General features: G+C 72.3%; 8 protein-coding genes. 2 read left to right on the top strand and 6 right to left on the bottom strand.

Features of this window, described 5'->3' with window-relative positions:
* Window positions 1–385 (top strand): hypothetical protein (locus tag EXU48_RS24570; protein ID WP_207947782.1); only part of this gene is annotated, 385 nt, incomplete at its 5' end.
* Between the two features lie 138 nt (window positions 386–523).
* Here EXU48_RS24570 and EXU48_RS16535 read toward each other — a convergent pair.
* Window positions 524–2,353, bottom strand: coding sequence for an RDD family protein (locus EXU48_RS16535; RefSeq protein WP_133108760.1), 1,830 nt, complete (start codon window positions 2,351–2,353; stop codon window positions 524–526).
* A gap of 39 nt (window positions 2,354–2,392) precedes the next feature.
* Entirely contained in the window at window positions 2,393–3,805 is a 1,413-nt protein-coding gene (locus tag EXU48_RS16530) for a hypothetical protein (RefSeq protein ID WP_133108759.1), read from the bottom strand.
* A 234-nt stretch (window positions 3,806–4,039) separates the two neighbouring features.
* Between EXU48_RS16530 and eccCa the strand changes: the two genes are divergently transcribed.
* Complete coding sequence (gene eccCa / locus EXU48_RS16525; RefSeq protein ID WP_133108758.1) at window positions 4,040–8,029, top strand: type VII secretion protein EccCa; 3,990 nt, start codon at window positions 4,040–4,042, stop codon at window positions 8,027–8,029.
* A 192-nt stretch (window positions 8,030–8,221) separates the two neighbouring features.
* On the opposite strand, the gene EXU48_RS16520 is transcribed toward eccCa, so the two are convergent.
* Genes EXU48_RS16520 through nuoL form a run of 4 tightly spaced genes read right to left on the bottom strand, consistent with a single transcriptional unit; the run spans window position 8,222 to window position 14,306 of the window.
* Window positions 8,222–9,226, bottom strand: coding sequence for a polyprenyl synthetase family protein (locus EXU48_RS16520; protein ID WP_235857079.1), 1,005 nt, complete (start codon window positions 9,224–9,226; stop codon window positions 8,222–8,224).
* Entirely contained in the window at window positions 9,223–10,797 is a 1,575-nt protein-coding gene (gene nuoN / locus EXU48_RS16515; RefSeq protein WP_133108757.1) for an NADH-quinone oxidoreductase subunit NuoN, read from the bottom strand. Before nuoN ends, EXU48_RS16520 begins: the two co-directional genes overlap by 4 nt.
* Window positions 10,794–12,380 carry an NADH-quinone oxidoreductase subunit M gene (locus EXU48_RS16510; protein ID WP_133108756.1) on the bottom strand — a complete coding sequence of 529 codons (1,587 nt, stop codon included), beginning with the start codon at window positions 12,378–12,380 and terminating at the stop codon, window positions 10,794–10,796. The genes nuoN and EXU48_RS16510 overlap by 4 nt, the downstream gene beginning before the upstream one ends.
* Window positions 12,381–12,395: 15 nt before the next feature.
* Complete coding sequence (nuoL, locus tag EXU48_RS16505) at window positions 12,396–14,306, bottom strand: NADH-quinone oxidoreductase subunit L (protein ID WP_133108755.1); 1,911 nt, start codon at window positions 14,304–14,306, stop codon at window positions 12,396–12,398.
* Window positions 14,307–14,315: the final 9 nt, after the last annotated feature.

Raw genomic sequence — 14,315 nt, 5'->3', positions numbered from 1 at the left:
CGGCGCGGCCGGTCGGCTCGCCGGTGGCCCGGGCGGCGGCGTCGGCATCGGCGGTGTGCCGCTGGGCGGCGCGGCCGGTGGGGCCGGTGGCCGCGGTGGACCCGGTGGACGCAGCGGACGTGGCGCCCCCGGTGGCCAGTCCGGACCGAACGCAGGTGGCCGGGGAGGCGGCCGCGGAGGCGCCGGTGCCGGACTGATGGGCGGGGCCGGAGCCGGCGGCGGGAAGGACAAGAAGCGCAGGAAGGGCAACGGTCTCGGCCTGCTGGCCGAGGATCTCGAGGACGAGGGCGTCACGCCCGACCTCGGCGCGGCCGCGAACGCCGGCTCCCGGGACGCCGAGCTACCGGACCTGCCTCCGGAGGAGGAGTTCGACCCGAAGTGGTGAGCCGCGGACGCGCTCGGGCCCACTGAGCGCACACACCCAGGCAGCCGAACGCCCCGTCGACCCGAGTGGTCGGCGGGGCGTTCGACTGCCCGCCGCCGGCGTGAGCCACGTACCCACCGGACCCGTCCGGCTGGCCGGTCAGCTCTCCCAGCGGGCGACGGTGATGACCCGCTCGCCGAGCTCGATCGAGCCGTCCTCCGGGACGACGACCCGCTTGCCGGGGAAGGCACGGGCCTGCGTGCCGTCCGGTGCGACGACCAGCGTGCCGTTCGCCGAGCCCCGGTCCTCGACCCAGAGTTCCCCGTCCTCGATCCCGATCCGGGCGTGCGTCCGCGAGAGCGAACGGCCCGGGTCGTCGATCGCCACCAGATGGTCGTAACGCTCACCCGCCGGCGCCTGCGGCCGCCTGCCGAGCAGGCCGGATCCGGTCACGGTGACGGTCGCGCCGTCGTCCATGGTGAGCACGTACACCGCCGACGGCGAACCGCCCCGTCGGTCGGACCCGGCACCGGCGTCGGGGGCGTCGGTCAGGCCCGGAACCTGTGCCGGCTCGGCCGCGCGCGGGAAGAAGGTGTGCTCCGGCAACTGCGCCGAGGCGTCGCCGGCACCCGGTGCCGGGAGGGCCGCGGAGCTCTCGCGGGACGCGGCCTGCGCGGCTCGGCGAGCCCGGCGTCCGCCCGCGCCGTCCGCTTGGTCCGGTGTGCCGGTCGGGCCGCCGGGAGCGGGCTGCGTGGGACCGGGCCGACCGGTCGCGGGCGGGGCGTACGCGGCCGGGGTGCCGGCGACCGGTCCACGCGGGTCCCGCTGCGCCGGGCCCCCGGACGGCATCCCGCCCGGAGTCTGCGGCCGAGCGGCCGGCGGCCCGTAGGCCCCGGGCCGGCCGTACTCGCCGGATTGCGGTTGCCCCTGGCCGGGTCGAGATTGCCCCTCCGGTGGCCGGCCGTACTGCGGTTGTCCGGGCTGCGGTTGTCCTGGCTGCGGTTGTCCGGGCTGCGGTTGCCGTGGCTGTCCGTACTGCGGTTGTCCCTGCTGCGGCTGCTGGGGTCGGCCGGGCTGGGGCTGCTGCCCGCCCGGCTGTCCGGGTTGCGGTCGGCGGACGTCCCCGGTGGCCGGGACGCCCTGGTACGGCGGTGCGGCGGGCACCGACGGTGCGCCCGTGGCCCCCGACGCCCCGGTGCCCGGCGCGGGCATCGGGCCGCGAGGACGGTCCCAGGGCGCGACCGGGGCCGGCCCGGGGATCCCGCTCGGTCGCGGGCCGCCACCGACCCCACCGGAGGGGCCGGTCGGCACGGAACCGGCGGCCGCCGCGGGTGCGGTGGGAGCGGCGACCTGAGCGGACCCCGCGGCCCACGCCGGCGGCATCCCGGCGTGGCTCGACGGCGGCGTCGGTGTCGGGACCCCCCCGCTCCAGCCGCCGGGTGCCTGGGTCTGCGGCATCGGCGCCAGGCTCGGGACCGGTGCCGGCGCGGCAGCCGCTTCCGGACGCAGGTCCAGCACCGCGGTGCGGGCCGCCCGGTCGTGCACGGCCTGGCCGCGTCCGGAGCGATCCGCGGCGGCCGTCGCGATCAGGATGAACTGGCCGACGAATGCCACCAGGTGGGCCGCCCCGAGCAGTGCCGCTCGGATCAGTTCCCGGCCGAGGCCCGGTGCATAGGGGCCGTCGACCTGGGCGGCCCGGAGGCCGAGCAGGCTCTTGCCGAGGGTGCGCCCGGTCCGCGCCTCCCAGAGCACCAGGGCCACGATCGCCTCGACGGCGACGACGCCGGCGAGCACGACGCTGCGGGTCGGCACGAAGACCGCCGCGACGAGCGCCGCGACCGCGAGGAGGTCCACCGCGTACGCGAGCAGGCGACGCCCCACCCCCGACGGGACCCGCCGGCCGCCCGGCTGACGAGCCGAACCCGGCGCAGTCGCGCCAGCGCCAGTGTGCCTCGCCCAGGCCGGGCGTTCGGTTGCCTCGACCGACATCAACGTCCCCTCAACTCGCCCTCGCCTGCCCCGGGCATACTAACCGGCGGCCACGGTCTGCATGCCCTCGAGGACCCCCGCGGCCAGGAGTGCCGCAGGCATCACGAAGACGATGGCGATTCCCTCGATGACGTCGCCCGCACGGGACCACTTCACCGAGCGCCACCCGGTCACGATGGCCATCGTGAGCAGGGCGATCCCGAGTCCGGCTCCGATGACCACAAGGGACCACAGGCCGGCGTCCGGGGCCACCCGGGCCGTCCACGCGATCTCGACGAGCAGCACCAGCAGCGCGAACCGCGGCGCGGACTTTTCGACGACGCCCCGGTAGGAGCGGGGTCCGAGACCCAGCGTGATGACCAGGAACGCGAACAGGGCGAGCGTGGCCCACCCGGTGATGGTGCCCGGTTCGTACGCCGCCAGGACCGGCGGCGCCATCAGCACCACCAGCGCACTCGAGATCCCGAGGCCGGCCGCCTTGCGCCGCTCCGCGTACCGGACCGATCGCTCGACCTGCTGCCACTGCACGCGTCCGGGCGGCCTGGGGGCTCGGCCGCGGACCGAGGTGGCCGTCCGGGCCACGAAGGACAGGTCCAGCAGTTGCTCGTCCGGGACCGCGATCGACGCGCTCGGCATCGCGCGCAACATCAGCGGGACCGCGCCGAGGATGAGCGCGGGGGCGACGTGGATGGGCACGTCGAGCAGCAGAGCGAGCCCGAACAGCACGGCCAGGGACACCCATGCCGTCGTGAGCACGGACGCCACGGCCGTGGACGCGTCCTGGTGGTAGGTGCTCACCGCGAGCCGGAGGGAGGCGATCGAGGCACCTGCGACCATGCCGATCATGACGGCCAGCCGCAGGGCGGCGTAGAGGTCCGGCGGCGCGAGCAGGAACCCGGCGGTGAACGCGAGGATCGGGCCGAGGATCGTCTCGTCGACCAGGTGCGAGCCGGCCACGGTGGTGCCACCCTGGTCACCGCTTCGACGCAGGGCCAGGACCACGGCGCCCGCCGCCAGCAGGGCGGCGACCGCATACCGGAACGGGTCGGTGAGCACCCCCGACCCGGTCCCAACCGACAGCGAGTGGATGAGCACCAGGACGGCACACGCCGCGGTGACCGCGACGCAGGCCAGCCAACCGGCGCTGCCCGTGGGGGTTCGGCGCCGCACCTGCCGGGGCCGTCGCCCGGTGGACGTGTCCCGACCGGTGGCCGGGCCGGCCGTGCCGCCGCCCACCAGCCACAACACGCCTCCGTTGCCGAGGTGACGTCCGATCGGGTCGTCGACGTCGAGGACGTTTCCGGAGGACGAGACCGCGAGCACCCGGTCCGGGTCCGCACCACGGGCGCGCAGCACCTCCCCGACGAGTGCGTCCGGCGACACCGAGATGTCCGCCCGGTCGGGTCCGTCGACGACCGCGAGGAACAGGCGAGCGGGTGCCGAGGTGCTCACTGTCCCCCCATGCGCTCCGGTCGGTGGGCTCGGTGGCAGGGTCCACCGTGCCCGCTGGCTCCCGCCATAGTAGCCACCGGCGACCCGCGCCTCCTTCTGCCCCGACCCCCGGACGAGCCGGGCGGATGGGTCGAGGTGCCCATCCACCCCGCCGTCGCGGTGGACCGGCGCCCGCGGTGCCGCGGCGTCGGCCCAGTAGGCTGGAGCGGCCACCAGCACCCGAGGAGTCATTGCATGTCCGCAGGCCCGGCCTCACGCCTCGCGCCGCCGAAGGTTCCCACCGGTCAGTTGCAGTTGCAGCCACCCCCCGAGCTGATCAAGCCCGAGGGCGCGAGCAACACACTCACCACGGCCCTGCCGATGCTGGGCTCGATGGGATCGATCGCGGTCCTGACGTTCAGCCAGGGCGGGCCGAGCGGCCGCACCTTCCTCATGGGTGGGATGTTCCTGTTCATGGCCCTGTCCATGGTCGGCGTGAACATCTGGAGGCAGAAGTCCCAGCACACCTCGGACGTGGTCTCGGCGCGCCGTGAGTACCTGGCCTACCTGTCCGAGATGCGCACCACGGTCCGCGGCGCCGCGAAGCGTCAGCGCCACCACACCCAGTGGCTGATGCCGGACCCCTCGGCCCTGCCGGTGGTCGCCGAGGAGGGAGCCCGGGTCTGGGAGCGCCCACCCGGGGAGCAGAACCTGCTCCGCACCCGGATCGGAAGCTCCACGCAGCCGCTGTCGCTGACGCTGGAGCCACCCCAGACGTCGCCGCTGGCCCAGCTCGACCCGGTGTCGGCGTCCGCGGCGCACCGGTTCCTGGTGACCCACGCGAACCAGCCCTCCCTGCCCCTCGGTGTCGACATCCGCACGGTCGCGAGGGTCGAACTGGCGGGTTCGGCCGAGCCGTCCCGGTCGTTGGCCCGCGCGATGATCAGCCACCTCGCCACGTTCGTGGCCCCCGAGCTTCTCCAGATCGCGGTGGTCGCCGCCCCCGACGCCCTGCCGCAGTGGGAATGGGTGAAATGGCTGCCGCATGCCCACTCGACCCACGAGCGTGACGCCGTCGGGGCCGCCCGGATGATCGGTGAGACGTACGCCGACATCGACGGCCTGCTCCCCAAGGGCATCCACGACCGCGGCCGGTTCCAGCGCAACGGCGAGTTCGACGGGCCGCACGTGCTGGTCGTGGTCGACGGCGGGCACATTCCCGGCGACAACCCGCTGGTCAGCCCCGAGGGGGTCATGGGCGTCACCGTCCTGGACCTGCCGGAGACCTGGGAGGAACTCAGCAGCCGCAACACCATGCGGGTCCAGCTCTACGCCACGGTCCGCGCCGGCGCCGACGCCGGTCTGACCCCGATGCAGGTGCTGCAGCGCGGGTTCCCGCCGCAGCGGGGCATCGCCGACCAGATGAGTATCGCCGAGGCGGAGGCCACGGCCCGCCGGCTCGCGCCGCTGCTCGTGGAGGGCACGGACGAGGGCGGCGCCCCGAAGGCGACGGTCTCGGCCGAGCTGACGGACCTGCTCGGGCTCCCGGACGTGCGCGACTTCGATCCGGCCGTCGCCTGGGCACCGCGCCTGCCCCGGGACCGGCTGCGGGTGCCGGTCGGGCTGACGTCGCAGGGGCAGCCGCTCGCCCTGGACATCAAGGAGTCCGCCCAACAGGGCATGGGCCCGCACGGGCTGCTGATCGGTGCGACCGGATCCGGCAAGTCCGAGGTGCTGCGCACCTTGGTCCTGGCCCTCGCGCTCACGCACTCCTCCGAGGACCTGAACTTCGTGCTGGTGGACTTCAAGGGTGGCGCCACCTTCGCCGGGATGGCGGAGATGCCGCACGTCTCCGCGATCATCACGAACCTCGGTGAGGAACTCACCCTGGTGGACCGCATGCAGGACGCCCTCAAGGGTGAGATGGTCCGCCGTCAGGAACTGCTCCGGGCCAGCGGGAACTTCGCCAACGTCGCCGACTACGAGAAGGCCCGAAAGGGCGGCCGCAGCGACCTCGCGCCGCTGCCGGCGCTGCTCATCGTCGCCGACGAGTTCTCCGAGTTGCTCTCGGCCAAGCCGGAGTTCGCCGACCTGTTCGTGGCGATCGGGCGGCTCGGCCGGTCGCTGCAGATCCACATGCTGCTGTCCACGCAGCGGCTCGAGGAGGGCAAGCTGCGGGGACTGGAGTCGCACCTGAGCTACCGGGTCGGTCTGAAGACCTTCTCCGGTGCCGACTCCCGGGCCGTGATCGGGGTGCCGGACGCGTTCGAGCTGCCCGGTGGAGGAGGACACGGGTTCCTGAAGTCGGACGCGTCGACGTTGATCCAGTTCCGTGCGGCGTACGTCTCGGCGCCGCCGAAGGCCCGACGACGGTCGGTGCGCGGTTCGTCGGAGTCCGTCACCGAGGCGAGGATCGAGCCGTTCACGGCGGCGCCGGTGCTCACCCTGGACACCGATGACGAGCCGGATCCGATGCCGGCCAGCAACGAGCCCGAGGAGAAGCGGGTCACGTTCGACATCGCCGTCGACCGGATGAAGGGCAAGGGCCCGGCCGCCCACCAGGTGTGGCTGCCGCCGCTCGAGGTGCCGTACACCTACGACCAGATGATGCCGGACCTGGCCGTCGACCCCGGGCTCGGGCTGGTCTCCTCGTCCTGGCGGGGAGCTGGGGCGCTCACGTTCCCGCTGGGCATCGTCGACCGGCCGTTGGAGCAGCGCCGAGACACGCTGCGGCTGAGCCTGTCCGGCGCGGGCGGCCACATGGCGATCGTCGGCGGGCCACGGTCCGGGAAGTCGACCGTGGCCCGGTCCGTGGTGACCGGCTTGTCCCTGACCCACACCCCGCTCGAGGTGCAGTTCTACGTGATGGACTTCGGCGGCGGCACCTTCGCGCCGATGTCCTCCCTGGCCCACGTGGCCGGGGTCGCGACCCGCAGCGAGCCCGACGTGGTGCGGCGGATCCTCGCCGAGCTCGAGGGCATCGTGAACGCCCGCGAGGTGTACTTCCGCGAGCAGGGCATCGACTCGATCGAGACCTACCGGCAGCGCCGCCTCGAGGGCCGCGCCGACGACGGATACGGTGACGTGTTCCTGATCGTGGACGGCTGGCCGACCCTACGGGCCGAGTTCGATGGCATGGAGATGGAGATCCAGGCGCTGGCCGGGCGTGGCCTCACGTTCGGGATGCACCTGATCGCCGCCACGAACCGGTGGATCGACTTCCGCACCCAGGTCAAGGACGTGTTCGGCACCAAGCTCGAGATGCGCCTCGGTGACCCGATGGACTCCGACATCGACCGCAAGGTCGCCGCGAATGTGCCGAAGGACCGGCCCGGACGCGGCCTCGTGGTGTCCCGCCACCACGTGCTCACGTCGCTGCCGCGCATCGACGGTGACGGCTCGGCGAACACGCTCGGGGCCGGGGTGGAGCACCTGATCGAGGAGGTCAACGGGGCCTGGACCGGGCCGCAGCCGCCGAAGCTGCGCCTGCTGCCGGAACTGATCACCCTCGAGGAGGTCCGTGAGCTCGCCGCCGGCACGCCGCTGGCCGATCAGATCCTGCTCGGCATCAACGAGTCCTCGCTCGGCCCGGTGGGGCTGAACCCCCGCCAGGACGCGCACTTCTACGCGTTCGGGGACTCAGGCTCGGGCAAGTCCGGGCTGCTCCGCGGGATCGCGCGTGAGGTGCAGCGGCTGTACACCCCGAAACAGGCCCAGCTGTTCGTGGTGGACTACCGGCGCTCCCTGCTCGCCGAGATCCCCGAGGAGTACCTGGCCGGCTACTTCACCACGGCCGAGCAGGCGGCCGGGGAGATCGCCGGGATCGCCGACTACCTCCGCTCCCGGCTGCCCGGACCGGACGTGACCCCGCAGCAGCTGCGTGCCCGGTCCTGGTGGACCGGCGCCGAGGTGTTCATCCTGGTCGACGACTACGACCTGGTCGCCACCTCCACCGGGAACCCGATCAGCCCGCTGATCCCGCTGCTCGCCCAGGCCGGCGACGTCGGGCTGCACCTGAACGTCACCCGCCGCACCGGTGGCGCCGGCCGGGCGATGTACGAACCGGTGCTCCAGGCGCTGCGGGACCTCGCCGCGCCCGGCGTGGTGCTCTCCGGCAGCAAGGACGAGGGAGCCCTCATCGGGACGGCGAAGCCGACTCCCAGCGAGCCCGGCCGTGGTCAGTACGTCAGCCGTGAGCACGGCCTGCAAGTGGTGCAGCTGGCCGACTCCCCGTCGACCACCTGACCCATCACCCGTCCCGGAATCCGCCGACATCGCACCTGCGCTGCTGAGGTCGCACACCAGCACGGTGCGAACTCAGAGCATCAGGTGCGATCTCAGCGAGCAGGGGCGCGGCGGCGCCAGGGGCGCCGGGGGCTGGCGGGGCGGGGGCGCCGGGGGCTGGCGGGGCGAAGGGTGCGGGGCGAAGGGTGCGGGTCAGGCGAGGCGGTCGACCAGGAGCCCGGCGAACGCCTCCAGGGCGGACCTGGCCGAGGACTCGGGCAGCCCGCGCAGTTCCGCGACGGCGTCCGCGGACCAGGACCGGGCGAGCGCCCGGGCCTCGTCCACGACGTCATGGGCGCGCAGCCGCGCCAGCACGGCGGCGAGGTCGTCGTCGGAGCTGAGATCGCCGTCGAGGTCGGCGAGCAGCCGGACCCCCTCGGCGTCCAGGGTGCCGGCCGAGGCCCGGGCCCGCAGCAGCAGCACGGGCATGGTGGGCACCCCTTCGCGCAGGTCGGTGCCCGGCGTCTTGCCGGTGGTCTCGGCGTCCGAGGCGAGGTCGATGACGTCGTCGGCGAGTTGGAACGCGACCCCGACCTTCTCCGCGTAGGCGACCGTGGCCGCGCGGACGTCCGGCCCGGCCCCGGCGAACAGGGTGCCGTAGTGGGCGGCGGCGGCGATCAGCGAGCCGGTCTTGTCCGCGAGCACCCCGAGGTAGTGGGCCACCGGGTCCTCGTCGGGCCCGGGCCCGATGGTCTCGTGGAGCTGGCCGAGGACCAGCCGTTCGAAGGCGTCGGCCTGGATCCGCACCGCGACCGGTCCGAGCTCGGAGACGAGCTGGGAGGCCCGCGCGAACAACAGGTCGCCGGTCAGGATCGCGACCGAGTTGCCCCACACCTCGTGCGCGCTCGGTGCCCCCCGCCGCAGCGGCGCGGAGTCCATCACGTCGTCGTGGTACAGGGTGGCCAGGTGGGTCAACTCGGTGGCGACGGCGGCCTGCCGTACCGCGTCGTCCACGCCGGACCCGAACTGCGAGGTGAGCAGCACCAGCACCGGGCGCAGCCGCTTGCCCCCCGCGGAGAGCAGGTGGTTCGCGGGTCCCGAGACCAGGGCGTCCGCGGTGCGCGCGGCCGCCACCAGGCGGCGTTCGATCTCGTCGAGCTCGCCTGCGATCTGGGTCTCCAGCTCGGGGTCACCGAGCGGGAGCATCGAAGAGGTCACAGCATGAACTTAGTGGCACTCGCCGTCAGGTCGAGAATCGGGCCGGGCAGCACGCCCAGCAGCACGGTACCGATCGCACAGACGACCACGGCCACGGCGGTCAGGCCCTCGGTCCGCACCACGGTGGTGCCGGGGTCGGCGTCGGTGCCGGCGGGCTCGGTGAAGAACATCAGCACGATGACCCGCACGTAGAAGAACGCGGCGGCCGCGCTCGCGAGCACGGCGATCACCACGAGCGGCCAGGCGCCTCCCTCGATGGCTGCCCCGAAGACCAGGAACTTCCCGATGAACCCGCCCGTGAGCGGGATCCCCGCGAACGAGATGAGGAACAGGGTGAAGCACACCGCGAGGACCGGGTGGCGCCGGCCGAGACCGGCCCACTGGGACAGGTGCAGGGCCTCGCCGGTGACGTTGCCGTCGGCGTCCCGCTCCCGGACCAGGGTGAGCAGGCCGAACGCACCGACGGTGGCCAGACCGTAGGCGAGCAGGTAGAACAGGACCGAGGAGATGCCGCTCGGCACCAGGGCGATGACGCCGAGGAGCAGGAACCCGGCGTGCGCGACCGAGGAGTAGGCGAGCATCCGCTTCATGTCGGTCTGCACGACCGCCAGCACGGTGCCCACGATCATGGTGAGGATCGCGATCACCCACAGCGCCACGGTGAGGTCCCACTGCAGCCCCGGCACGACCACGTAGACGAACCGCAGCAACGCGGCGAATGCCGCGATCTTCGTGCACGCCGCCATGAACCCGGTGATCGGGGTCGGAGCCCCCTGGTAGACGTCCGGCACCCAGGAGTGGAACGGCACGGCTCCGACCTTGAACAGCAGGCCGACGATGACCAGGAGCACGCCCGCGAGCAGCATCCCGTCCAGACCGGAGGTGGCCGGCACCGCGGTCGCCAGCTCGTCGAACCGGACCGAGCCGGAGTAGCCGTACAGCAGGGCGATGCCCATCAGGAAGAACGCCGAGGAGAACGCGCCGAGCAGGAAGTACTTCAGCGACGCCTCCTGCGATAGCAGCCGACGGCGTCGGGCCAGTCCGGCGAGCAGGTACAGCGGCAGGGACAGCACCTCGAGCGCGATGAACAGGGTGAGCAGGTCGGCGGCGGCCGGGAAGACGAGCATGCCGCCGACGGCGAACATGGTCAGCGGGAAGACCTCGGTCTGGGCCAGTCCGGCCTTGCGGGCCTCGGCTTCGTAGGCGGACCCGGGGATCGCGGCCGCCGCGGGCGCGAAGGCGTCCTCGCCGGAGGACCGGTCGGCGATCACCAGCAGCCCCACGAACGCGCAGACGAGCAGGATCGCCTGGGCGAGCAGCGCCGGGGCGTCCTCGCGCAGTGCTCCGGCGACCACCGCCGTCGGGCCCTCGTCCTGGACGACCACCCAGCGCCACGCGACGGCCACCAGTGCCGCACCGACGCCGACCACGGCGAGCACGACCTGGGTGGCACGGCGGGCCCGCATCGGCACGAAGGCCTCGACGAGCACGCCGACCACGGCGAGGCCGAGCACGATCAGGACCGGGCTGAGGGCGGCCCAGTCGATCTCGGGCGGGACGAACTGGTTCATGAGGCGCTCCCAAGGATCGCGGCGAACTGGTCAGCGACTCCGGAGAGGAGCTCCAGCACGGGGGCCGGGTAGAGACCGAGGAAGAGGACGACGAGGGCGAGCGGGACGATGGCCCACTTCTCCCGGCCGGTCAGGTCCTTCAGGCCGGCCCGGTCGGGGACGTCGAGGGCCTCACCGGTCAGTTCGACCGGCGCGCCGGCCTCGGGGACCGGGCCGGTGAACACCCGCTGGTAGGCGAGCAGGATGTACAGGGCGGACAGCACCACGCCGATCACGGCGAACGCCCCGTAGGCCCAGTGCGCCTCGAAGCTGCCGATGAGCACCAGGTACTCCGGCACGAAGCCGCTCAGGCCGGGCAGCGCGAGCGAGGCGAGCCCGGCGAACAGCCAGGTGCCCGCGAGCACCCGGGTGACGCGCTGCATCCCGGAGTAGGTGCGCATGTCCTGGCTGCCGCCGCGCTGGGTGAGGAACCCGGAGATCAGGAACAGGGCCGCGATCGTGACCCCGTGCGCGACCATGTACAGCATCGCGCCGACCATCGCGGTCTGGGTGCCGACGAACACGCCCATCACGATGAACCCGAAGTGGGACACCGACGAGAAGGCGATCATCCGCATCAGGTCGTTCTGCCCGATGGCGACCAGCCCGCCGTAGATGATCGAGATGATCGCCAGCACGATGATCACGGGCGCGGCCGTGGCGGCAGCCCCCGGGAACAGCGGCAGGCAGATCGCGATCATCCCGAACGTGCCGACCTTGTCCAGCACCCCGACGAGCAGGGTGGACGTCCCGGGCGTGGCCTGGGCGGCGGCGTCCGGCAGCCAGGTGTGCACCGGGAACATCGGCGCCTTCACCGCGAACGCGATGAAGAAGGACAGGAACAGCCACATCTGGAGCGTCGGGTTGTCCGAGGCGATGTCGCCCAGGTTCGCCAGCAGGTAGGTGCCGGGACCGCCGTCGGTCTGGAAGTAGACGGCGATCACGCCGGCCAGCATCACGAGGCCGCCCGCGAGGGAGTACAGCAGGAACTTCAGCGCCGCACCCCGGCGGTTCGGTCCCCCGTAGACCCCGATCAGGAAGTACACCGGGATCAGCATGGCCTCGAAGATCACGTAGAACAGGAACAGGTCCTGGGCCGCGAAGATCGCGATCATGAGGGACTCGAGCACGAGGACGAGGGAGACGAATCCGGCTCGGCGGTAGGCGAGCGAGTCCTCGGCACGGTCTGCGGCGATGCCGCTGGGCAGCGTCACCTCGTTCCAGCCGGCGATCAGCACGACCGGCACCAGCAGGGCCGCCAGGGCGACCAGGGTCAGGCCCATCCCGTCGACCCCGACGGCGTAGCTCGCGCCGATCGCCGAGATCCAGTCGACGGTCTGGGTGAACTGCACCTCGGCGGCGTCGGCGGTCTCGAACGCGCCCGCCATCAGGGCCACCCCGATCAGGACCAGGACGCTCGTGGCGAGCCCGATCGGGCGGGCGGCCCGGCGCAGCGGCTTGACCAGCCAGATGAGTGCGGCCACGACGGTGGGCACCACGATCAGGATGGTCAGCCAGGGCAGGTCCGCGAATTGAGTAGGCATCAGGTTCTCTCCGACTCAGACTCGCGAGGCGAGGACGACGACAAGGGCACCGATGACGCCGATCAGCATCACCGCGGCGTAACTACGGACGAAGCCGTTCTGCAGCCGACGCAGTCTTTCTCCCCAGCCCAGCGTCCCGGAGCCGAGCCCGTTGACGGCACCGTCGACGACGGCCGTATCGGTGTAGACCAGGGTGCGGGTCAGGTGCTGGCCGGGGCGCATGAAGACGCCCTCGTTGACCGCGTCCTGGTACAGGTCCGCACGGGCGGCGCGGGTGAGCACCGAGCCGGTGGGCGGCGCGACCGGCACCGCGGAGGCCGCGTACTGGCGCCAGGCGAGGCCGGCGCCGAGCAGCACCAGGACGATGGTGGTCACCATGATCACCGGGATCGGCAGCACCGGCTCGTGGTGCTCGACGTGCCCGGTCACCGGCTCCAGCCAGGTCACGAACGAGTCGCCGATGGTGAGCAGGCCACCGAGTCCGATCGCGCCGATCGCGAGCACGATCATCGGCACGGTCATCAGGGCCGGGGACTCGTGGGGCGTGCGCTCGGGGCCGGGCAGGTCGTTCTTGCCGTCGTTCCAACGGGCCTTGCCGTGGAACGTCATGAAGAACAGCCGGGACATGTAGAACGCCGTGATCCCCGCGCCCACCAGGGCGACGGTGCCGAACACCCAGGGCTGCCAGCCCTCGCCCACGAACGCGGACTCGATGATCTTGTCCTTGCTCCAGAACCCGGAGAACGGTGGGATCCCGATGATGGCGAGCCAACCCGCCATGAACGTGATCCAGGTGACCTTCATGTACCTGCTGAGGTTCCCGAAGCCGCGCATGTTCACCTCGTCGCCCATGCCGTGCATCACCGAGCCGGCGCCGAGGAACATGCCGGCCTTGAAGAAGCCGTGCGTGATCAGGTGGAAGATCGCGAACGCGTACCCGATCGGGCCGAGGCCCGCGGCCAGCATCATGTAGCCGATCTGGGACATGGTGGACGCCGCGAGGACCTTCTTGATGTCGTCCTTCGCGCACCCGACGATCGCACCGAACAACAGCGTGACCGCACCGACGATCGCCGCGACGAGCTGCGCCGTCGGGGTCTGCTCGAAGATCGGCCCGGAGCGGACGATCAGATAGACGCCCGCGGTGACCATGGTTGCCGCGTGGATCAGCGCCGAGACCGGGGTCGGGCCCGCCATCGCGTCCCCGAGCCAGGCCTGCAGCGGGAACTGCGCGGACTTGCCGCAGGCGGCGAGGACCAGCATGAGCCCGATCAGCGTCATGGCACCCTCGCCGGCGCCGTCGGCGGCACCGAAGACGGTGTCGAAGTCGACCGCGCCGAACGTGGCGAACATCGCCATCATCGCGACCAGCATCCCCATGTCACCGACCCGGTTCATGACGAACGCCTTCTTGGCCGCGACCGCGTACTCGGTGTTCTGGTTCCAGAACCCGATCAGCAGGTAGGACGCGAGACCCACGCCCTCCCAGCCGAGGAAGAGCAGCGCGTAGGAGTCCGCCAGGACCAGGACCAGCATGGCGGCGATGAACAGGTTGAGGTAGGCGAAGAACCGGCGCCGATCCACGTCGTGCGACATGTACGCGACCGCGTAGATGTGGATCAGGGTGCCGACGAACGTGATCAGGATCGCGAACGTGACCGAGAGCGGGTCCACGAGCAGGCCCGCCGAGACGGTCAGGTCACCGGCCGGGATCCAGTCGAACAGGTGGACGTTGGCGGTCCGGTCGTCGGCGCCGAGGCCGAGCAGCTGCACGAGGATGACGATCGCCAGCACGGCGGAGGCCGCGGAGGCCAGCACTCCCAACCAGTGGCCCCAGGCGTCGGACCCGCGCCCGAGCAGCAGCAGCACGGCGGAGCTCACCAGCGGGATGGCGACGAGCAGCCAGGCCAGGTTCAAGGTGTCCACGTGGGCCCC

Source organism: Occultella glacieicola (assembly GCF_004353825.1).
Classification (GTDB): domain Bacteria; phylum Actinomycetota; class Actinomycetes; order Actinomycetales; family Beutenbergiaceae; genus Occultella; species Occultella glacieicola.
Note: the sequence above shows the minus strand (reverse complement) of the source record. Positions and strands in the feature narration are given on the sequence as shown.

Coding starts and splice junctions, on each gene's coding strand:
- EXU48_RS16510 (WP_133108756.1), bottom strand. CDS start 12,380: ATGCCTACTCAATTCGCGGACCTGCCCTGGCTGACCATCCTGATCGTG.
- nuoN (WP_133108757.1), bottom strand. CDS start 10,797: ATGAACCAGTTCGTCCCGCCCGAGATCGACTGGGCCGCCCTCAGCCCG.
- EXU48_RS16535 (WP_133108760.1), bottom strand. CDS start 2,353: ATGTCGGTCGAGGCAACCGAACGCCCGGCCTGGGCGAGGCACACTGGC.
- eccCa (WP_133108758.1), top strand. CDS start 4,040: ATGTCCGCAGGCCCGGCCTCACGCCTCGCGCCGCCGAAGGTTCCCACC.